The organism is Bradyrhizobium vignae (assembly GCF_004114425.1).
Classification (GTDB): Bacteria; Pseudomonadota; Alphaproteobacteria; order Rhizobiales; family Xanthobacteraceae; genus Bradyrhizobium; species Bradyrhizobium vignae.
The window spans coordinates 61,352-82,846 of sequence record NZ_RDQF01000025.1 but is presented as its reverse complement, the minus strand read 5'-3'; the positions used below and the strand labels follow the sequence as shown (position 1 = coordinate 82,846).

Annotated in this window: 21 protein-coding genes; 10 read left to right on the top strand and 11 right to left on the bottom strand. The window is 64.7% G+C overall.

Annotated elements, in window-relative coordinates; translation table 11 throughout:
- Positions 1-268: 268 nt before the first annotated feature.
- From EAV90_RS21760 to EAV90_RS21720, 9 genes are all read left to right on the top strand, one after another.
- Positions 269-1,912: a flagellar hook-length control protein FliK gene (locus EAV90_RS21760; protein WP_122405539.1), complete on the top strand. Its 1,644-nt coding sequence runs from the start codon at positions 269-271 to the stop codon at positions 1,910-1,912.
- 13 nt (positions 1,913-1,925) lie between these two features.
- Entirely contained in the window at positions 1,926-2,630 is a 705-nt protein-coding gene (locus tag EAV90_RS21755) for a flagellar hook assembly protein FlgD (RefSeq protein WP_129144638.1), read from the top strand.
- A 371-nt stretch (positions 2,631-3,001) separates the two neighbouring features.
- The gene (gene sciP, locus EAV90_RS21750; protein ID WP_002714638.1) at positions 3,002-3,277 is read left to right on the top strand and encodes a CtrA inhibitor SciP; all 276 of its coding nucleotides are present in this window, start codon (positions 3,002-3,004) and stop codon (positions 3,275-3,277) included.
- Positions 3,278-3,457: 180 nt separating this feature from the next.
- Entirely contained in the window at positions 3,458-5,071 is a 1,614-nt protein-coding gene (gene fliF, locus EAV90_RS21745; RefSeq protein WP_129144637.1) for a flagellar basal-body MS-ring/collar protein FliF, read from the top strand.
- A 29-nt stretch (positions 5,072-5,100) separates the two neighbouring features.
- Entirely contained in the window at positions 5,101-6,195 is a 1,095-nt protein-coding gene (fliG, locus tag EAV90_RS21740) for a flagellar motor switch protein FliG (protein WP_122405542.1), read from the top strand.
- The gene (locus EAV90_RS21735) at positions 6,195-6,818 is read left to right on the top strand and encodes a FliH/SctL family protein (protein ID WP_129144636.1); all 624 of its coding nucleotides are present in this window, start codon (positions 6,195-6,197) and stop codon (positions 6,816-6,818) included. The genes fliG and EAV90_RS21735 overlap by 1 nt, the downstream gene beginning before the upstream one ends.
- A 3-nt stretch (positions 6,819-6,821) precedes the next feature.
- Entirely contained in the window at positions 6,822-7,172 is a 351-nt protein-coding gene (gene fliN, locus EAV90_RS21730; RefSeq protein ID WP_122405544.1) for a flagellar motor switch protein FliN, read from the top strand.
- Positions 7,173-7,223: 51 nt separating this feature from the next.
- On the top strand, positions 7,224-8,609 hold the full coding sequence (gene flbD, locus EAV90_RS21725) for a sigma-54-dependent transcriptional regulator FlbD (protein WP_122405545.1): 1,386 nt from the start codon (positions 7,224-7,226) through the stop codon (positions 8,607-8,609).
- A 222-nt stretch (positions 8,610-8,831) separates the two neighbouring features.
- Positions 8,832-9,980: a M20 family metallopeptidase gene (locus tag EAV90_RS21720; RefSeq protein ID WP_122405546.1), complete on the top strand. Its 1,149-nt coding sequence runs from the start codon at positions 8,832-8,834 to the stop codon at positions 9,978-9,980.
- 87 nt (positions 9,981-10,067) lie between these two features.
- On the opposite strand, the gene EAV90_RS39600 is transcribed toward EAV90_RS21720, so the two are convergent.
- From EAV90_RS39600 to EAV90_RS21670, 11 genes are all read right to left on the bottom strand, one after another.
- Entirely contained in the window at positions 10,068-10,223 is a 156-nt protein-coding gene (locus tag EAV90_RS39600; protein WP_164937050.1) for a hypothetical protein, read from the bottom strand.
- Positions 10,224-10,320: 97 nt separating this feature from the next.
- A complete protein-coding gene (locus EAV90_RS21715; protein WP_122405547.1) occupies positions 10,321-10,902 on the bottom strand; it encodes a flavin reductase family protein in 582 nt (193 codons plus the stop codon).
- A gap of 32 nt (positions 10,903-10,934) precedes the next feature.
- Positions 10,935-11,771: an ATP-binding cassette domain-containing protein gene (locus EAV90_RS21710; RefSeq protein ID WP_122405548.1), complete on the bottom strand. Its 837-nt coding sequence runs from the start codon at positions 11,769-11,771 to the stop codon at positions 10,935-10,937.
- Positions 11,772-11,791: 20 nt separating this feature from the next.
- Positions 11,792-12,598, bottom strand: a complete 807-nt coding sequence (locus EAV90_RS21705) for an ABC transporter permease subunit (protein ID WP_129144635.1) — start codon at positions 12,596-12,598, stop codon at positions 11,792-11,794.
- Positions 12,595-13,761 carry an FMNH2-dependent alkanesulfonate monooxygenase gene (gene ssuD / locus EAV90_RS21700; protein ID WP_122406921.1) on the bottom strand — a complete coding sequence of 389 codons (1,167 nt, stop codon included), beginning with the start codon at positions 13,759-13,761 and terminating at the stop codon, positions 12,595-12,597. The genes EAV90_RS21705 and ssuD overlap by 4 nt, the downstream gene beginning before the upstream one ends.
- Before the next feature lie 8 nt (positions 13,762-13,769).
- Entirely contained in the window at positions 13,770-14,723 is a 954-nt protein-coding gene (locus tag EAV90_RS21695; protein ID WP_122406922.1) for a sulfonate ABC transporter substrate-binding protein, read from the bottom strand.
- 38 nt (positions 14,724-14,761) lie between these two features.
- Positions 14,762-15,712 (bottom strand): sulfonate ABC transporter substrate-binding protein, encoded by a 951-nt coding sequence (locus tag EAV90_RS21690; protein ID WP_122405550.1) that lies wholly within the window; start codon positions 15,710-15,712, stop codon positions 14,762-14,764.
- 521 nt (positions 15,713-16,233) lie between these two features.
- Positions 16,234-17,400, bottom strand: a complete 1,167-nt coding sequence (locus EAV90_RS21685; RefSeq protein WP_122405551.1) for a cytochrome P450 — start codon at positions 17,398-17,400, stop codon at positions 16,234-16,236.
- Between the two features lie 126 nt (positions 17,401-17,526).
- A complete protein-coding gene (locus tag EAV90_RS21680) occupies positions 17,527-18,333 on the bottom strand; it encodes an ABC transporter permease (RefSeq protein ID WP_122405552.1) in 807 nt (268 codons plus the stop codon).
- Positions 18,330-18,926, bottom strand: coding sequence for an ABC transporter ATP-binding protein (locus tag EAV90_RS21675; protein ID WP_129144634.1), 597 nt, complete (start codon positions 18,924-18,926; stop codon positions 18,330-18,332). The genes EAV90_RS21680 and EAV90_RS21675 overlap by 4 nt, the downstream gene beginning before the upstream one ends.
- 3 nt (positions 18,927-18,929) lie before the next feature.
- The gene (locus tag EAV90_RS21670) at positions 18,930-19,964 is read right to left on the bottom strand and encodes a Cj0069 family protein (RefSeq protein ID WP_129144633.1); all 1,035 of its coding nucleotides are present in this window, start codon (positions 19,962-19,964) and stop codon (positions 18,930-18,932) included.
- A 328-nt stretch (positions 19,965-20,292) separates the two neighbouring features.
- On the opposite strand from EAV90_RS21670, the gene EAV90_RS39595 reads away from it, so the two are divergent.
- The gene (locus EAV90_RS39595; RefSeq protein ID WP_164937049.1) at positions 20,293-21,474 is read left to right on the top strand and encodes a YncE family protein; all 1,182 of its coding nucleotides are present in this window, start codon (positions 20,293-20,295) and stop codon (positions 21,472-21,474) included.
- Positions 21,475-21,495: the final 21 nt, after the last annotated feature.

The following is a 21,495-nucleotide window of genomic DNA, read 5'->3' as shown; positions in this document are numbered from 1 at the left end:
CTTTAGTTCCCGAAGAGCACGACTGCCCAAGTCGAAAGCGGTTGAGAGTAACCTCTTTAATATAGGCGGCATTCCGGTGAAGCAATCACGCGGGCAGCCGGCTTTGGGCAATTCTTGCCGAGGCGGCAGAAATGGCGGGGCCGCAGAGCGCTGCCCGGCTGCCGCCGCAAATCGTCAAAATGTTGATTTTGCTAGATAAACTGACGCGAAGAGACGCTGGCCCGCTCCTTGCTACCACTTGTCCGAAGTTGCTTCCAAGGGGTTGCCTGTGGTTGGTCGTACGTCAGATGTCGTGGCAAGCGCGCAAGTCCAAAACGCGCAGCAAAAACCTGCCCGCTCACAGGCGCCGAAGGACGCGTCCGCGACAGACTCCTTCGGCTCGCTGGTCGACAGCAACACCCAGGCGATCAGCAACAATGCGCAGGCGCAGGACAGCGCGCCGCGCCGGAGCGATTCCGCGTCATCCTCGACTGCATCCGACCGGAGTTCACGCGACACCTCGTCCACGGACCAGCCTGCGCAGAGCAAGGCGAGCGACGATACCGATACGCCCGCGCCGGCGAAGAATGACAAGAGCGATGCGACCAGCGATCCGGCCAAGGACGCGGGCAAGGACGCCGGCAAGATCAAGAACAAGTCCGAGACATCGGACGCCAAACCGGCGGACAAATCCGACGAGAAGGCCGACAAGACCGAGGGCACCGACGCCCTCACCGCCGCGGCCGATGCGGCTGCCGCCGTGGCGGCCGATGCGGCGCAGACTGCCCTGCCCGATCCCAGCGTCGTCGTTGCCGCGCCGGTCGTCCCAGTCGATCCGAATGCGGCTGCGAGCCAGGCCGGCGATGCCGCCGCCTCACCGTTGACGATCGCCGCGGCAGGTCTAGCCGCCAGTGCCTCCACTGCGGCGCAGATCGCCGGCACCAAGACCGATACCGCCACCGCCGGCGACAAGAGCGCCAAGGCTGCAGGTGCCAAGGCTGCAGGTACCAAGACTGCAGGCGCCGAGGTCGATGCCGGCACCACGACGGCGCTCGGCGAGATCGCGACCGGCACGAGCGAGGCCGCCGCGACCGATGCCAAGGCCAATGGCGGGCTGATCGCCGTCGTCAGCCAGGGCACGCCAAAAACCTCGTTCAAGGCCGCCGCCACCGCGCAGGCTCAGACCGACGTCTCGAATATCGGCCAGGACGCCGGCAAGGCGAACGCCGCGACGACGCAGGCTCCGGCAACAGCGACCGTGACCGCCTCGCATGCCCAAGGCGTCAAGCCACAGGCAGATGGCGGAGCGACCGACGCGAAGGCAGGTCCCGCCGATCCGACACAAGGCGCGCCGGCCGCGCCCGCGCATGCGGGCACGCAAGCCGCTGCCGCCCCGACGGACACCAGCGCACAAGCCGCTTCCGCCGTACAGGCGCCGCTGACCAACACGACCTCGGCTGCCACGGCATCGACCGCGACGCTCACCGCGACCGCGGCGACCCACACCGCCGTGCCGATCAGCGGCGTGCCGATCGAGATCGCAGCCGCCATTCGCGCCGGCAAATCCCGGTTTGATATCAGCCTCGACCCGGCCGAGCTCGGCCGCATCGACGTGCGCATCAATGTCGACCGCAACGGCCAGGTTACCTCGCACCTCACCGTGGAGAAGCCGGAGACGCTGCAAATGCTGCGTCAGGATGCGCCGCAATTGCAGCGCGCGCTCGACGATGCCGGCTTCAAGACCGGCAACAACGGGCTGTCCTTCAGTCTGCGCGACCAGAATTCATCGGGACAGCAGTCCGGCCAAAACAACGACAATGGCAATGCCCGCCGGCTGATCATCAGCGAGGACGACAGCGTTCCCGCGGCGCCCGTCGGGCGCGGCTATGGCCGCATGCTCGGATCGAGCGGCGGCGTCGACATCAGAGTGTGAGGAGTATTCGACAATGACCACCACGAATGCCGCCACCGCCCCGACGCCCGTCTCCGGGACGACCGACATCCCGAAATCCTCGTCGAGTTCGTCGATGAGCTCGACCACGGGGTCGACGCTCGCCGGCAATTTCCAGACCTTCCTGACGCTGCTGACGACGCAGCTGCAGAACCAGAACCCGCTCGATCCGCTCGACACCAACCAGTTCACCCAACAGCTGGTGCAGTTCGCCGGCGTCGAGCAGCAACTCAAGACCAACGATTCGCTGTCGCGGCTCGTCACCCTGCAGCAGACCACGCAGGCGACCCAGGCGCTGGGCTTCGTCGGCAAGACCGCCCTGGTCGACGGCTCGACCGCGACGATGAAGAACTCGTCGGCGACCTGGCATCTCAACGTGCCCACCGACTCCACTGTCGAGATCACCATCGCCAATTCCAGCGGCCAGACCGTGTTCACCGGCAAATACACTGCCGCCGCCGGCACCGACATCCCCTTCACCTGGAACGGCATGGGCAATGACGGCACGCAATGGCCCGACGGCAAGTACACGATCTCGGCCACGGGCAAGGACATTGCGAACGACAATGTCGGCATCGCCGCGCAGGTGCAGGGCGTGGTGTCGTCGGTCGACCTGACCCAGTCGCCGCCGCTGCTCACCATCGACGGCGCCAGCTACACGCTGAGCCAGGTCAAGAGCATCATCGCGAGCAGCAATTGAGGCTCGTAACACCTCTCCCCGACGGGGAGAGGTCGGATTGCGCAGCAGTCCGGGTGAGGAGCCGCAGCGTCCGGTGAGAGCGTAACCCCTCACCCGGATCGCATCTTCGGATGCGATCCGACCTCTCCCTCCGGCCCTCCGGGAGAGGTGGATCAGAGTTCCGGGCTCGCGCCGAGCCCGCAAAAGCCGTTCGGCGTTAGTAAAGTATTTACCTTCTGCATTGCCCGGCCGGCCTTTCAGCGCGCCGGGCCGGCCGCGTTCCCGCAAGTTTCAACGAGAATTGTATTGAAGCCTTAGGCTTAGCGGATTTTTAAGCCGCGAGGCGTAGGGTTACGGCGTGAGTTCAGTGGTTGAGAGTTTGTGAGTACGCCATGACAGAACCCCATCGCCCGAGGGTAAAATACGTCATCGGGCCGGACGGCAGTCCGTTGACGATCGCGGATCTGCCTGCACCCGGCACCAAACGCTGGGTCATCCGCCGCAAGGCCGAAGTCGTCGCCGCTGTCCGTGGCGGACTTCTCTCCCTCGAGGAGGCCTGCAGCCGTTATACCCTGACGGTCGACGAATTCCTCTCCTGGCAGTTTTCCATCGACCAGCACGGTCTGGCGGGTCTTCGCACCACCCGCATCCAGCAATATCGCCAGTAAGCGATCCGGAAATCTGCGGCTTTCGACGAAAATCGGCCTCGCCCTGCGAGGCCGATTTTTTTCATGAGGCAGTTTTGTCCGACCTCTTAATCTTCGTTAACCATATGGAAACCATCACCTAGGCAATAATTGCCCAGTCGGCCTTTCCGGTGAAAGCAGCCGAATCTGTGGGGCGGTTGCTTGCAAGGGCTTGCGGACTTTCTGAAGAGTATCGGTGCCGCCCGGTTCGGGGCGATGATCGCGGTCACTGCCGCGCTCATCGGCTTCTTTGCCTTCGTCATCATGCGCGTCACCACGCCGCAGATGACGACGCTGTTCACCGATCTGTCCGTCGAGGATTCCTCCAGCATCATCAAAGACCTGGAACGCCAGGGCATCCAGTTCGAAATCCGCAATGAGGGCTCCATCATCATGGTGCCCAAGGACAAGGTCACCCGGCTGCGGATGAAGCTCGCCGAGGGCGGCCTGCCCAAGGGCGGCGGTGTCGGCTACGAGGTGTTCGACAAGTCCGACGCCCTCGGCACCACCTCTTTCGTCCAGAACATCAATCACCTGCGCGCGCTGGAAGGCGAACTCGCCCGCACCATCCGCGCCATCGACCGCATCCAGGCCGCCCGCGTCCATCTGGTGCTGCCCGAGCGCCCTCTGTTTGCGCGCGAGGCGCCGGAGCCGTCGGCCTCGATCGTGGTGCGCGTCCGCGGCTCGCTGGAAGCCCAGCAGATCCGCGCCATCCGCCACCTCGTCGCCTCCGCCGTCAACGGACTGAAGCCGCAGCGGGTCTCGATCGTCGATGAGGCCGGCCAGCTGCTCGCCGATGGCGCGGCGACCGATCCGGAACAGGCGGTCGGCGACGAGCGCCGCATCGCCTTCGAAAAGCGGATGCGCAAGCAGGTCGAGGACATCGTCTCCTCCGTGGTCGGCTCGGGCCGCGCCCGGGTGCAGCTCTCCGCCGATTTCGACTTCAACAAGATCACCCAGACCTCGGACAAGTTCGACCCCGAAGGCCGCGTGCTGCGCTCGAGCCAGACCCGCGAAGAGCAGAGCATGACGGCCGACAACAACGGCCAGGTCACCGTGAACAACGAGCTGCCCGGCAACCAGCAGAACAACGGCGTCGCGGCCAAGGACCAGAGCAAGAAGACCGAGGAGACCAACAATTACGAGATCTCCCGCACCACCAAGACCGAGGTGACCGAGGCCGGCCGGGTCAACCGCATCTCGGTCGCGGTGCTGGTCGACGGCATCTACACCAAGAACGACAAGGGCGAGCTGGCCTATCAGGACCGCACCAAGGAGCAGCTCGACCGCATCGCTGCGCTGGTGCGCTCGGCGATCGGCTTCGACCAGAAGCGCGGCGACCAGGTCGAGGTTGTCAACCTGCGCTTCGCCGACGCCCCCTCCACCGCCCCGATCGGTGAACCCTCAGGCTTCCTCGGCATGCTGCAGTTCACGAAGGACGATGTCATGTACTTCGTCGAGCTCGGCGTGATGATGCTGCTCGGCCTCGTCGTCCTGTTCCTGGTGATCCGCCCGCTGGTCAAGCGCATCCTGGCCTCCGACGAGGTCGCCGCCGCCATCTCCGGCGTGCTGACGGGCCCAGCCGCCTCGGAAGAGGCAGCACCGGCAGCTGGCCAGCCGCTGCTGCCGAGCGGCGCCGCCAGCGCCATCGACGTCGCCACCATCCAGGGCCAGGTCCACGCCCAGTCCGTTCATCGCGTCGGCGAACTCGCCGAGCGCAACCCCAACGAAACCGTCGCCATCATCCGCCAGTGGCTGACCGAGCCAGCCAAGTAACAGCCAAGCGAATCAAGAAGTGATCTGACATGGCCGCCTCTTTGCAAAACGCCAACTCCAACGACATCACCAGCGTGATCTCAACGCTCGGTCAGCGCGCCGGCAACCGCGCGGGCGGCGCCAAGACCGAAGGTCTGACCGGGCCGAAGCGCGCCGCGATCCTGATGCTGGCGCTCGGCGAGCAATATGGCGGCAAGATCTGGTCGCTGCTCGACGACGACGAGGTGCGCCAGCTCTCGCTGGAGATGTCGACGCTCGGCACGGTCGAGGTCGACACCGTCGAGGACATGCTGCTCGAATTCGTCTCGCGCATGTCGGCTTCGGGCGCGCTGATGGGCAATTTCGACGCCACCGAGCGCCTGCTCCAGCAATACCTGCCGCCGGAGCGCGTCAACGGCATCATGGACGAGATCCGCGGTCCCGCGGGGCGTAACATGTGGGAGAAGCTCTCCAACGTGCAGGAGGAGGTTCTCGCCAACTATCTCAAGAACGAATACCCGCAGACCATCGCGGTGGTGCTGTCGAAGCTGAAGCCGGAGCATGCCGCCCGGGTGCTCGCCATCCTGCCCGAGGAGCTCGCGCTCGACGTCGTCAACCGCATGCTGAAGATGGAAGCGGTGCAGAAGGAGGTGATCGAGAGCGTGGAAAAAACGCTGCGGACCGAATTCATGTCCAACCTGTCGCAGACCCGCCGCCGCGACGCCCACGAGGTGATGGCGGAGATCTTCAACAACTTCGACCGCCAGACCGAGACCCGCTTCATCACCTCGCTGGAAGAGGACAACCGCGAATCCGCCGAGCGCATCAAGGCGCTGATGTTCACCTTCGACGACCTCGTGAAGCTCGATTCCGGCTCCGCCCAGACCCTGATGCGCAACGTCGACAAGGACAAGCTCGGCGTCGCGCTCAAGAGCGCGAACGAGGACGTCCGCAACTTCTTCTTCGGCAACATGTCCTCGCGCGCGGCCAAGATGCTCCAGGACGACATGGCGGCGATGGGCCCGGTCCGACTTCGCGACGTCGACGAGGCCCAGGCGCTGCTGGTCAACCTCGCCAAGGACCTCGCCGCCAAGGGCGAGATCATGCTGACCAAGAACCGCGCCGACGACGAGCTGGTGTACTGATGGCCGCTCCGGCAAAATTCTTGTTCGACACCGACTTCGCGGCCCCCGAGCGGTCGACGCACGAGAAAGGCGCGACCGCAGCCGAGATCGCCCAGAAGGTCGCGGAAGCCGAGGCGCGCGCCTATCAGGACGGCTTTGCCGCCGGCCAGCGCGAAGCCAAGGCCGAGAGCGACCGCCGCGTCGCACTCGCCATGGAAGAAATCAACATCTCAATTCGGGGCGTCGCCTCGGGCATCGGCAGCATCGAGACCAAGATGGAGACCGAGGCGGTCGAGGTCGCCGTCGCGGTGGCGCGCAAGCTGTGCGCCGATCTCATCGCGGCCGAGCCGCTCGGCGAGGTCATCGCGCTGGTCAAGGACTGCTTCTCGCATCTGGTCGCGACGCCGCATCTCGTCGTCCGCATCAACGATTCGCTCTACGACAGCGCACGCGAGAAGATCGAGCGGCTCGCCAAGCAGAGCGGCTTCGAGGGCCGGCTGGTGATCCTGGCCGAGCCGGACATTGCCACCGGCGACTGCCGGATCGAATGGGCCGATGGCGGCGTCGTGCTGGAGCGCGGCGCCATCGCGGCCAAGATCGATGAAATGGTCGGACGCTATATCGCGTCCCGCAGGGGGAGCTAAACCATGAGCGACACTGACGGACAGGTCCCGCTGCCCGATCTCAATGGGCCGATGCCGCCTGCCGGCACCGACATCGGCTACAACGAGGACGAATATGCGGCGCGCGCGGCCGCCGACCTCGAAGCGGTGTTCGACGTTCCCGTGCAGGTCTCGGCCGTGCTCGGCCGCTCCAAGATGGACGTCGGCGAGCTCCTGAAGCTCGGACCGGGCACCGTGCTCGAGCTGGACCGCCGCGTCGGCGAAGCCATCGACATCTACGTCAACAACAAGCTGGTCGCCCGCGGCGAAGTCGTCCTGGTCGAGGACAAGCTCGGCGTAACCATGACGGAAATCATCAAGGCCGAACGCGGCTAACACACAAGGACATGACGCGCGGCAGCGCGGACAGACGGACAGGAGACTGACATGCGGCTTCTCATCGTTGGCACATTGAAGGGCCAGCTCACCACCGCCACCAAGATCGCGATGGAGAACGGCGCCACCGTGACCCATGCCGAAGATCACGAGCAGGCGATGCGCGTGCTGCGTGGCGGCAAGGGCGCCGACCTCCTGCTCGTCGATGTCGCGCTCGACATCCGCGACCTCGCGCTGCGGCTCGAGGCCGAGCACATCCACGCTCCGATCGTCGCCTGCGGCATCACCAACGACGCCCGCGCCGCCGTCGCCGCGATCCACGCGGGGGCCAAGGAATACATCCCTTTGCCGCCGGATCCGGAGCTGATTGCCGCGGTGCTGGCTGCCGTCGCCAACGATTCCCGCGAGCTGGTCTATCGTGACGAAGCGATGGCAAAGGTGATCAAGCTCGCCCAGCAGATCGCGGGCTCCGACGCCTCGGTGATGATCACCGGCGAATCCGGCACGGGCAAGGAAGTGCTGGCCCGCTACGTTCACTCCCGCTCGGCCCGCGCCAAGCGGCCCTTCATCTCGATCAACTGCGCCGCGATCCCCGAGCATCTCCTGGAGTCCGAGCTGTTCGGCCACGAGAAGGGCGCCTTCACCGGCGCGGTCGCGCGTCGTATCGGCAAGTTCGAGGAAGCGACCGGCGGCACGCTGCTGCTCGACGAAATCTCGGAGATGGACGTCCGCCTGCAATCGAAACTGCTGCGCGCCATCCAGGAGCGCGTGATCGATCGCGTCGGTGGCACCAAGCCGGTGCCGGTCGACATCCGCATCGTCGCGACCTCGAACCGCAACCTGGCGGAGGCCGTGCGCGAAGGCACGTTCCGCGAAGACCTGCTGTTCCGCCTCAACGTGGTCAATTTGAAGATCCCGCCGCTGCGCGAGCGACCGGCCGACATCCTGGAGCTCGCCCAGCATTTCGTGAAGAAATACGCCGACGCCAACGGCGTGCCGCTGCGCCCGATCTCGGCGGAAGCCCGCCGCGTGCTCTCCACCAACCGCTGGCAGGGCAACGTCCGCGAGCTCGAAAACACCATGCACCGCGCCGTGCTGATGGCGCAGGGCGACGAGATCGGACCCGACGCGATCATCACTCCGGACGGCGACCGTCTCGATCTCGCCAGGACGCCTCCGGCCGTGGCGCATGCGACCATGGCCGCCGAGCAGGTGACGCGCGCGCTCGTGGGCCGCACCGTTGCCGACGTCGAACGCGACTTGATCTTGGAGACGCTGAAGCACTGCCTCGGCAACCGCACCCATGCCGCCAACATCCTCGGCATCTCGATCCGCACGCTACGCAACAAGCTCAACGAATACGCCGACGGCGGCATCCCGATCCCCCCTGCGGGAACGCCGGGTGAGTATCCGCGGATGCCGATGGTGGGGGCGTGACCGGCTACGATCGTCGAGAGGATACGAATGCCCGGGCTGGTCCCGGGCATTTTGTTTCGTGCGTCCACCGGGAAGGTCTCGTAGAGGGGGAGCGGGCGGCCTGGTTGGTCGGCCCGTTACCCCATCTACGGGAGCTGAACACATGGCCGCACCGCATCCGGCGACTATGTCAGGCGTGCGCCAGGCCCTATAACCCCGCTCGACAACCACGCGAGGGACCACATGTCTGAAGCTCAAATCACGCAATGGCTGGCGTCGCAGAAGCAGGCCATGATCGACCTGCTGCGCGACGTCGTGAACATCGATTCCGGGTCCTACGACAAGGAAGGCGTCGATGCGGTCGGGGCACGATTCGAGCGGCATTTTGCCGAGCATGGCATTCCTTTTCGGCGCGAGGAAAACGACAGCTTCGGCGATGCGATCCATGCCGAGGTGGCCAAGCACGGCAGCAACGAGAAGCCGGTGCTGTTGATGGGACATCGCGACACCGTGTTCGGCAAGGGCGAGGCTGGACGGCGTCCGTTCACGATCCGAGATGGCCGCGCCTATGGACCTGGTGTCGCCGACATGAAGTCCGGCCTCGTCATGAACGTGTTCGTCGCAACAGCCTTCCACAAATTCGGCGGCGCACCGCATCCGATCAAGGTGCTGATCACCTCGGACGAGGAGATCGGCTCGCCTTCCTCCCGGCCCGTGATCGAACGCGAGGGACGCGCCGCGCGCGCCGTGTTCAATTCCGAGCCTGGCCGTCCCACCGGGAATGTGGTCACAGGACGTAAAGGCGGCATCTTCATGCATCTCGCCATCACCGGCAAGGCCGCGCATTCCGGCGCGAACTTCGCTGCCGGCGTCAGCGCGATCGGCGAGCTCGCGCACAAGATCGTACAGATCCACGCGCTGACCAATCTGGACAAGGGCATCACGCTCAATGTCGGCCTCGTCTCGGGCGGTCAGTCCGTCAACACGACGGCGCCTTACGCCGAGGGCCAGATCGACCTGCGCTACGTCGATCCGGCAGATCGGGCGACCGTGATGGCCGCGATCGAAAACATCGCCGCGACGTCGTACGTGCCGGGCACGAGCGCGACGCTCACCATCAAGGGCGAGTTCGTGCCGGTGGTGCAGAGCGCGGAGTCGAAGGCGCTGTTCGAGAACTACCAGGCCGCGGCAAGACAGGTCGGCCTCACCACGCTGCAGGGCGAGTTCTCCGGCGGCTGCGCCGATTCCGGCTTCACCGCCGCAGTCGGCACGCCGACCATCTGCGGCCTCGGCCCGGTCGGCGGGCTCGCGCACACGCCGGAGGAATATCTAGATATCGACAGCATCGTCCCGCGTGCGCAGGCGCTGGCACTGGCGATTTTGCGGGGGTAGCCGTTGCGCGCTCGCTCGTCATGCCCGGCTTGATCCGGGCGTGACGGTCGAGAGAGCCGCGCGCCACATTCGCCGCGCGCGGTCACCTCACGAATAACTCGGCGCGTCGGGCTTGCGGAAGATGTGAATGGGATCGCCCGGCACGATCGGCTGGCCCGAGAACATCGTGTAAGCGTAGAGCGCGAGATAGACGATCGCGAGCGCACCAATGGCGTAGAAGAACCAGGTCGCCACGCGCTTCATTGTCCCGCTCCATTGCCGTCCCGATGCGGAAGGCTCTGGGCGCTTCTAGAGCGGTGTCAGGGAAAAGGCCAGCCTCTGCGCCGACAGCCCGCGGCGATCAAATGCCGCGCCGGCTGCGTGCGGGAAGGCTGACATCTGCGAGCCTGGCCGCATCTTCGTCCTGATCGACCGCCACATATTGGCCGTGCCAATAGGCCAGTGCAGCGGTGCGAGCCGAGCTCCTGATGTTCCTGACCTGTCCGATGACGATGCCGTGCGAATGGCGTTCGACGATCTCCTCGACTTCGCAATCGAAGGCCGAGAGCGCGCCGACCAGGAGCGGGACACCCGAGACCGCCGTCACCCACTGACTGCCCGCGAATCGATCGGCACCCTTGAACCCACCCTTGCCGGCAAAGCGCTCGGCAACATCGAGCTGGTCGGCATTGAGGATGTTCACGCCGAAGGCACCATGCCGCTTAATCAGCGGGAAGGACGAGGCGTCGCGATTGATGCTGACCAGCAGCGTCGGCGGCTCGACCGACAGTGACGTCACCGAGGTCACGGTCATGCCGGTGATATCCTTGCCCCGCCCCGCGGTGATGATGCTGACGCCGCCGGTGAGGTGGCGCATGGCGCCGCGGAAATCGGCGGGCGAAACGGGGATTTCAGTCATGAGATCGCGGGGCACTACATTCATGGCATTGCTCCCCGAAATGGGGTTCCCTCTATTTAGGTACGATCGTCCGCCGACAAAAGGTGGCTCAGAATCGAGCCTTCGAGGCCGGCCAGCTCGGCCGAACCACGCTGGCGCGGCCTGCCTGCATTAACCACGACATCGTGGGCGATGCGGCCGTCCTCGATCACCAGCACCCGGTCCGCCAGCGCCACCGCCTCGGAGACGTCGTGGGTCACCAGGATCGCGGTAAAGCCCTGGTCGCGCCAGACCCGCTCCAGGAGGCGCTGCATCGAGATCCGGGTCAGCGCGTCCAGGGCGCCGAGCGGCTCGTCGAAGGCGAGCACGCGCGGGCGGGACACCAGCGCGCGCGCAAGCGCGACGCGCTGCTTCTGGCCGCCCGAGAGCAGCGAAGGCCACTGGTCGCGCTTGTCGGCGAGGCCGACCTCGGTCAGCGCCTTCTCGGCGCGGGCATGCGCATCCTTCGACGCACGGTCGCGGCCGAGGCCGACCTCGACATTGGCCAGCACGCGCGCCCAGGGGAGCAGCCGCGGCTCCTGGAACATCACGCGGATGTCTTCGGGCTGGATGTCCTGGCCGAAGCTGATGCTCCCGGCATCGATTTTTTCCAGACCAGCGATGAGGCGCAGCAGGGTGCTCTTGCCGCAGCCGCTCTTGCCGACGATCGCGACGAACTGGCCAGCGGGAATGTGAAGATCAATGCCGCGCAGCACCTCGTTATCGCCGAAGGATTTGCGCAAGCCCCGGATGCTGAGCGGCAGGCCGCTGGTGTGAACAGGGCGCTCTTCGCGCACCACGCGGGCATGTGGCGCGAAATTGGAGCGGCTGGCGAGCTCGGTCTCGGAAAGGGAGGTGCGAAGCGCTGTCTGCATGTGAGTCCCAGTGTTTCTGCTCAACGTTTCTGGAAGGCGGGGTGCCAGGCGAGCGTCGCCCGCTCCAGCAGGCGGGAGGCGCTGTCGGCGAGCTTGCCGAGCAGGGCGTAGATCAGGATCGAGAGCACGACGACGTCGATCAGCATGAACTCGCGCGCCTGCATCGCCATGTAGCCGAGGCCTGACGAGGCCGCGATCGTTTCCGCGACGATCAGCGTCAGCCACATGATGCCGAGCGCGAAGCGGATGCCGACGAAGATCGAGGGCAGCGCGCCCGGGAAGATGACGCGGCGGAACAGTTCGCCATCGGTCATGCCGTAGATGCGACCCATCTCGATCAGCTGCGGATCGACGGTGCGGATGCCGTGCAGCGTGTTGAGGTAGATCGGGAAGAACACGCCCAGCGCCACCAGGAAGAGCTTGGCGCTCTCGTCGATGCCGAACCACAGGATGACCAGCGGGATCAGCGCCAGATGCGGCACGTTGCGCACCATCTGCAGCGTGGTGTCAGTGAGCTTGGCCGAGAGCTGCGACAGGCCGTTGGCGAGGCCGAAGGCGAAGCCGATGCTGCCGCCGATCAAAAAGCCGACCGAGGCGCGCCAGAACGAGACCCAGATGTTGCGGACGAGCTCGCCGGAGAGCAGCAGCTTCCAGCCGGCCAGCGCGACGTCGCTCGGCGCAGGCAGCACGCGCGTCGGCACGAAGCCGGTGACGCAGGCGATTTGCCAGATCGCGATGACGGCGAGCGGCAGGATCCACTGGATCAGGCCGTCCACGCGCGGCAGGCGGATGCTGCGGGGAAGCGAGATGCTGTCGATGAGGCTCATGATTGCGACACCCGATGCTGCGGACGGAAATCGCTGCCGACGGTCTCGCCGAAGGGGCCGCCGTTGAAATGCAGCCTGGTCACGTTGCCGGGCTGATCCAGCGCGAGCAGCGGAAACACCAGCTCGGCGAAGCGATAGGCTTCCTCCAAATGCGGGTAGCCCGACATGATGAAGGTATCGATGCCGAGGTCCTGATACTCCCTAATGCGCGCCGCCACCGTCTGGGCGTCTCCGACCAGCGCCGTGCCGGCGCCGCCGCGCACGAGGCCGACACCGGCCCACAGGTTCGGGGCGATCTCGAGCTTGTCGCGCTTGCCGCCATGAAGCTGCGCCATGCGCTGCTGACCGACCGAGTCCATGCGGGCAAAGTTCTTCTGCGCCAGCGCGATGGTGTCGTCGCTCATGTGCTTGATCAATTCGTTGGCGGCGCGCCAAGCCTCCTCATTGGTCTCGCGGACAATCACATGAAGGCGGATGCCGAATGACAGCTTGCGGCCACGCGCGGCCGCGACCTCCCTCACCTTCGCGATCTTCTCGGCGACCAGCGCCGGCGGCTCGCCCCAGGTGAGATATTTGTCGACGGTGTCGACCGCGACGTCGATGCCCGCATCGGACGAGCCGCCGAAATAGAGCGGCGGCCGCGGCGACTGCACCGGCGGGAACAGCAACTTGCCGCCTTCGACATGGATGTGCTTGCCTTCGACGTTCACGGTCTTGCCGGCAAGCAGGTCGCTGTAGACGCCCAGGAACTCGCGGGTGACCTCGTAACGCTCGTCGTGAGCGAGGAAGATGCCGTCGCCTTTGTTCTCGACGGGATCGCCGCCCGTGACCACGTTGACGAGAAGCCGGCCATTGGTGACACGGTCGAGCGTCGCGGTCATGCGCGCCGCGACACTCGGTGACTGCAGGCCGGGGCGCACGGCCACGAGATAGCGCAGGCGCTCGGTGAACGGCGCGACTGAGGAAGCGACGATCCAGGAATCCTCGCAGGACCGCCCCGTCGGCAGCAGCACGCCGAAATAGCCGAGCTGGTCCGCGGCCTGCGCGATCTGGCGCAGATAGTTGAAGTTGACCTCGCGCCCGCCGATGCCGGTGCCGAGATAGCGGCCGTCACCGTGCGTCGGCAGGAACCAGAGGATGTTGGCGCTTGCTTGCTTACTCATGACTGTGCTCACGAACCTGACTTCCGAGCCACGTCGGAAATCCTGATGGATTTGGGAATCAAGCCCAGCGCGAAGAATGCGTCGGCAACCTGCTGTTGGTCGGCGATGACAGCGTCGGTGATCGGCTTGATGCCGTAGGCCTGCCGCTTCAGCGCCACCTCGACCACGGGGACCGAAAGACCGATCGACGGCGCGAGCTGCTCGGCCACCGCATGGATGTCGCCCTTGGCCCAATCGTCGACCGTGCTGAGCTCGGCTAACACGGCCTCGACGATCTTCGGGTTGGCTTCTAGGAATTTCTTGGAGGAGAAGTAGAACTGGTAGTTGGCAACGGTGCCGGTGCCGTCGGCCAGCGTGCGCGCGCCGGTGGCCGCTTCCGCCGCCGCCTGGAACGGATCCCAGATCACCCAGGCATCGACAGCGCCGCGCTCGAAGGCGGCACGGGCGTCGGCCGGCGCGAGGAATACCGGCTCGATCTCCGAGTATTTGACGCCGGCCTTCTCCAGCGCCTTGACCAGCAGATAATGGACGTTGGAGCCCTTGTTGAGCGCGACCTTCTTGCCCTTGAGATCAGTGACCGACTTCAGCGGGCTGTCCTTCGGCACCAGGATCGCCTCGCCCTTCGGCGCCGGCGGCTCATAGGCGACATACTGGATCGGCGCGCCGGCGGCCTGCGCGAAGATCGGCGGGGCTTCGCCGGTGTTGCCGAGATCGATCGCGCCGACATTGAGCGCTTCGAGCAGCGGCGGACCCGACGGGAATTCGGTCCACACCACCTTGTAGCCGAAGGCCTCGAGCTTCGGCTCCAGCGTGCCCTTGCTCTTGAGCAGCACCAGCTTGCCGTATTTCTGGTAGCCGATGCGGACCACCTTGTCCTGACCGTAGGAGGTGCCGACAGCGGCCGCGACGATGCCGATCGACAGCACGATGGCTGCGATCACGCGTTGGACGATACGCTTCATGTTCAGACCTCTTTGGATGGGAAGATCGGCCGGCACGATCAGGCCGCCGGGTTGCGCCAGACGATGTCGCGGATCACGATCGGCTTAGGGATCAGGCCGAGCTTGTGGAAGCGGTCGGCGACACCCTGCTGGGTCGCGATGATGTCGTCGGTGACGGGGCCGACCACGAAGTTCGCGCGATTGGCGGCGACGGTCTGGATATCCAGCGGGACGCCGGTGATCGCCGCGAGCGATTTGGCGACTTCGTCGCGATGCTGTTCGGCCCACTTGCCGGCCGCGGTGGTCACATCGACGATCTGCTGCAAGATCGCGCCGTGATTCTTCGCGAACTCGCGATTGGCGATGTAGAAGGAATTGGTCTTGGTGACCTCACGCGCATTGATCAGGATGCGGCCGTTCTGCTTGGTCTCGCCGATCGCGAAATAGGGATCCCAGATCGCCCAGGCCTCGATGCTGCCATTGGCGAAGGCGGGGCCGGCATCCGGCGGCGTCAGGTAGACCGGTGTGATGTCGGCATAGGTGAGACCGGCCTTCTCCAGCGTCTGCACCACGACGTTGTGGGCGCTGGAGCCCTTGGTGAAGCCGATGCGCTTGCCCTTGAGGTCGGCGATGTCGCGAATCGGCGATTCCTTGGGCACCAGGATGCCCTGGCCGTTGGTGATGGGCTGGCCGGCGGCATAGACGATCGCGGCGCCCGCGGCCTGGGCGAACACCGGCGGGGAATCGCCCACCGCGCCGAAATCCACGCTGCCGACGTTCATCGCCTCCATCATCGGGGGACCGGAGGAGAACTCGATCCATTTCACCTCGATGCCTTGCGGCGAGAAATGTTTTTCCAGCGCGGCCTGCTGGCGCGTGATGACCAGCACGCCGGTCTTCTGATAGCCGATACGAATTTCCTTCACCGCGCCTTGCGCGATGGCGGGTGACGCGAAGACAGCGGCGGCCGCTGTTCCAATCGACAGTTTCAGAAAGTCCCGACGCTGCATTCCACACTCCCGGCCGCACGCGGCCGTCATTCGTCTGCGTTCGGGAATGATGGTGCGCCTTATCGGACGTGTCGAGACTCGCGGAAAAATAGCGATGCGAGCACTGCGTGTGCGGCGGACCGCATGATTAATCTTTCAAGCGGTCGCGAGGATTCAGACGGAATTTTTCCGCACGCGAATGTGAGAGCCGCTCGGATTCCGTCCGAGCCCAGACGACCGGAGAATAAAAAGTCGCAAAACAACCCCATGCACCGTAGACGGGGCGTGCGAAAACAACAACTTACGCATTATCCGAAGTTCGTTAGGAGCAGAATGGCATTATCGCGGACTGGGGCTGGAGTGACGCAAGGCCCCTCCCACCTCGCTGTCATTTCCTGCCTTGTGCGCAATTGCGCACTGGGGAATCCAGTACGCCGCGGCCCATCGATTCAGCCACGACTGCCTCGGAGTACTGGATCGCCGGTCAAGCCGGGCGATGACACCGAACGTGTGACGGGTCACGTGCCACAAGCACCACCGGCCTAATGCAACCACATCACCGGCAGATTCTGCAGCCCCCTGAACGCCCAGCCGCCGATTCGCACCGGCTCGTCGTCGGCAATCTCGATGCGCTTTGCACGCGCGAACAATGTCGGCAGCGCGACGTCGGCGATCATCGCGCGCGAGGCGAAGGCGCCGGCGCAGAAATGCGGGCCGGCGCCGAAGGCGACGCTCTTGGTGGTGTCGCGACGCACGTCGAACTGATCGGCGCGGTCAAAATGCTTCTCGTCGCGGTTGGCGGAGCCGAACATCAGGAACACGCGCTCGTCGAGCTCGAACGACACATCGCGAATGGTCCAGGGCTTGGCAATGCGACGGGGCGACATGCCGATCGGCGAGATCCAGCGGGCATATTCCTCGAAGGCCTGCAGCCAGGACACTTCACTGCGCAGGACCAGATCGAGCTGCTCGGGATGGGTGAGCAGCGCCCATACCGTGCCGGCGATCGCCTTGCGCGGCTCGTTCTGGCCGCCCGATATCGCGAGCTTGACATTGGCGCGCACGCTCTCCATCGGCATGCCCGAGGCGAGCAGCACGCCCAAAATGCTCTGGTCGGGATGCTTGCGCATTACCGGCAGGATGTCGTCGATCGCGGCATCGATGCCCGCTGTCGCGGCGTGACAGCGTGCCTCGACCGCGGGATCGCCGGCGTAATTGGCGATGCCCTCGATCATGCCCTGCGACCACGCATCCATGTCCTCAAAGCCGATATTGGTGAGGCCGGTGATCGACTTCAGGCATTCGCCGGAAAACGGCAGCGCGAAGTCGCGCATGAAATCGATCCGCCCCGGCACGATGGCGTCGAGGATGCGATCTGCATGGGCCTGGAACTGCGCAGTCCAGTGCGCCTTCACCGTCTTCGGCGACACCGTCGGAAACATCGCACGGCGCTCGACCTGGTGCGCCTCGCCGTCCTTGCGCATCATGTTGTGGCCCATCAGCCGGTTCATCAGACCGGCCGGCTGGTGCGAGGAGAACACGTCGATCTGCTTCTCGGAGATCGAGATGTCGTCGCGGCTCGTCAGCAGCGTCGAGCCGAGCTGCGGCACGAACGCGATCGGCGCCTCCTTCCGCATCCTGGCGAGCATCGGATAGGGATCTGCCCAGAATGCGGCGGGGTCGATCTCGATGCGCGGCGCCGTGCTCAAGCTTCGCTCCCTTGTTGTCTCCTCAATGCCGAGGCTAGCGCCTTAGGGGGCCGCCGTCTGTCCCCAGCGATTGGGACGGGCGGCTTCGGGACGAGCCTGCATCGATCGCAACCAAAGGAGAAACAATTAAACTGAGCTTTCGGCCGCAATTCGTTCGAGACGTAATCGATGTCGATGGTCGGTCAGCAGATGTGCGCCCCCCAAGACGGCGGCCAGCGTTCCCAGCCCGGTCCCACCGGCGATCAGGAACATGATCAGCAGTTGATATTTTGCTGCATCGACCGGTTCGACGCCCGCAAGGATCTGGCCAGTCATCATCCCCGGCAAGGAAACAAGGCCGATCGCCGCCATGCTGTTAATGATTGGCATGAAACCGCTTCTTAGGGCGTCCCGTATGACTGGCAGCACGGCCTGGTACCGGGTGCCCCCCAGCGCAAGACAGGCTTCTACCGCGGCTCTCTCACGCACCAAGCCATTTGTCAGCACATCCAAGCCCAAGCTTATCCCGGTCATGGTGTTGCCAAGGATCATTCCCAACAGGGGTAGCGCATAGCGCGGATGATACCAGGGATCCGGCCGCAGCTCCGTCAACAGCGCAAAGATCGTAACCGTACCGGCTGCGAGCAGTGTGCATCCCGCGCCCAGGCCGTAGCTCAAAATGCCTGGCAGGCGCCGCTTCTGCCTCGCGACGATTTCCCGTGAGGCGAAGAGAACCATGATGAAGGCCGTGAGGGCAGTCCAAAGCGGCGAAACCGCGGCAAACAGGAACGTCAGTACGTAACCAACGAGGACGAGCTGGAGCACCATCCGCAGGGCTGCGATGGCCAGTTGTCTTTCAAGCTTGAGGCGCAAAACAATCGAGAGGGCGCCGTCCATGACGACGAGGAGCGCGGGCACGATCAAATCACCGTAGGCCAATTGAATGTAAGTCACGACCGATCTTCCCCGAGCACGCCGACGGCACTCATCACCAGGACCCTGGACCCGACGCGACGGGCTTGGGCGTTGTCGTGCGTGCTCCAAATGACGCTCGTTCCATTCGAAATACGTTCAGCGATCAAGGATTCCACGATCGCGGTCGAGGCCGCGTCGAGTGCCGAAGTCGGCTCGTCCAGGAGAAGAACCCGCGATCGCAGCATCAGGGCCCGCGCAAGTGCCAGCCGCTGTTTCTCTCCGGTGGAAAGTCGCTGGATCGACCAAGATCCGCAACCGGGCGGCAATCCCAATCGTTCGACCAGCGGCAATGCATCATTCCAGTCGTTGAAGTGCCCTTGCACCGTATCCGACCACCAGCCTGGCTCCGCAGCGAGGTAGGTCACTCGTTTCCGCCAGACGGGGGCGGGCATGGCCTCCTTCAGCGTTCCGTCCAGTTTGACTGTTCCTTCGTTTGGATCGAGATCTGCGATGGAGCGAAGCAGCAGAGTCTTCCCGGCGCCGGACGGTCCTTGCAGGGCGATGCATTCCCCGTCATGCAAGTCGAATGAGACGCAGATGTGCAAGCGCTTGAGCGCGTCGACCGTCAGCATGTGTCAAAGCTTGTCCCGCAGCCGGTCGGCAACCCCCCTGGCGATCTCCGCCGGCGCCTCGTCCGGGTAAGGATACACGGAGCTGACGTTGATCTCGCCCAGCACGTAGCTGTCGCTCCCGTCCCTCTGCACCGGGCCAAGCATGAAGTCGGCGTCCCAGATCATGGGCAGGTCACCTCGCGCAACATCGAGCGACGAGGTGAGCTGCGGCGTCCACTCGTCTTCCATCAACCGACGCAACCGCTGGAAGCGCGGGTCTGCGTTGGATGTGTACAGCCGCGGTCCAGCCTCTGAACGCGCGGCGGGCGAGTCGACCAGGGCTTTGACTTTGTGGTGGCCGAAACCGGCGCAGCGATCGCCTGCCATATAGCAGCGCACGACACCTTCGCCCAAGCGAGGCAGGTATGGTTGATCGACCACGCTGCCGTTTTCGAAGTACTCGGCGCAGCGGCGGAGAAACTCGTCAAGCGTCAATTCCTCGGATGCGTCCTTGGTCGCGTCCAGCACCCTCAGCATGGCAGAAGTCGGCAGCTTCTCGACCTTCCAAACGCCCTGGCCGCCATTGCCCCGGCTGCGCTTGATCACACGTGGACCGGTGACGAGCCGCTCAGGCAGTTCGTCGCGCATCGCCTCGACGGTTTGATACAGCGCCGTGTCGCTTCCCCAGCCCATCGAGCGGGTACGATAGAGCACCTCCTTGGTGCCCATCTTGAGGATGACGTCCGGATGAGCGCTGACCCACACGCCGCGCGCGGCGACGTCGCGCAGCAAGGCGTCAAGACCGGCGCGGGTTCGGCCGTCCTGGATTGGGTTGACCCAGACGAGCACGCCGTCGACCGCGAGCAGCTGTTCGCGGACCTCCTCGGCGAAACTTTCATCGTAGATCACAGGGCGCGCATCGATGCCGAAGGCAGCGAGCGCGTCGAAGACCTGCACGAAGCGGCTGTTCTGCGCGGTCGCGTCCCGTCGGGCGGAAGCATCGCCCCGCGAGAGAATGGCTACGGAATGTCGGAGAGGGGAACGATGTTCGGTGTCCATGCGCGAGCTCCACGTGGTGCGTGCTGCGCAGAGCTTGGACCGAAGTCTCTAGGGGGGTCTGCTTTCCCCCTTGGGAACACTCTACGGGAGAACGTCTGGATCTTTCAAGACGACGGGTCGGGATTTCGAGTGCTGGACCGCAACTCGGGTCGCATCGCAGGAGCGGTTGGAACCAGGGAAATCTTGGTGACGTTTCCGGCGCGATCTGTCGAGCTCGAGCGGGTTGACAGCCTCCTCATCAGGGGTTCTATTCCGGGCTCGGGGATCTGCGATCTCCCCGCGAGGCGACATGCCCAAGTATCGCGTCCTTAGTCACCGAGGGCGCCGCATGTCTTCAGCATACACCTCCATTTCGCCCGACAAACCGTCTCGATTGGTCGGCACGGCAGCTGCACCGGCGCTGAGCGAAGGAGCGGCGTGGCACCGATGCAGCGACATCGCCACCGAGGACAACGGACGCGGCCGCACGGTGTGGGTCACGCAAGCTCGTCTCAGGATCAAAGGCATCGCCTCCGTATCGCTCAAGATACTGGTCGCGACATTGGCCAGCGTCTTGCTCGCCGGCGTTCCGGCAGGCGCTGAATCGCAAGACGGCGGGCCCTTGCAGTTGGAAGCCAAAATATTGCTCGGCCACGTGCGGGGCCGGATCGATCACATGGCGGTCGATCTGAAGCGTCAACGTCTGTTCATAGCTGAGCTTGGCAACGACAGCGTCGGTATCGTCGATCTCGCCAATCGCAGCGTGATTCACACGATCTCCGGATTGAAGGAGCCGCAAGGCGTCGGCTATGAGCCAACGACCGACACTGTCTTCGTTGCCAACGCCAAGGACGGTACGGTCAAGCTGTTTGACGGCAACGACTACAGGGCGGCGGGGCAAATCGAACTCGGAAGAGATGCCGACAACATCCGCATCGACGTCGCCGCGCGGGTCGTGATTGTCGGCTACGGCAAGGGCTCTTTGGGCTACATCGATCCGGTGACCCGCAGCAAGGTCCGGAGCTCGCCGCTAAAGGCTCACCCCGAGAGCTTTCAGCTCGATCCCGACACGAATCGAATTTTCATCAACCTTCCCGGCGCTCACGCCGTGGCCGTGGTGGATGGAAAATCCGGCAGGCAGCTCGCCAACTGGCCCGTGGAGAAGAGCGGAAACTATGCGATGGCGATCGACCGCGAGCGAAATGCGCTTCTTATCGCGTTCCGCGAACCGCCCGAACTCGGAGTCCTCGAGTTGAGCGGCGGCAAGTCCGTCGCGACCGTCGAGACATGCAGGGACGTTGACGATCTCTTTGTCGATGCCAGGCGCAAGCGCATCTATGTCAGTTGCGGCCAGGGCTTTGTCGACGTCCTCGAGGCAAATGGCGCCGCGTATCGACAAATAGCTCGCGTTCCGACCGTCGCCGGAGCGCGGACGTCGCTGTTCGTTCCGGAGATGGATCGGCTGATCGTGGCCGTCCGAGAGAGCCTCGCCGGGCCAGCGGCGATATGGATATTGAGACCAAGACCTTGACGTATGCGGGTGGGAGGTCGC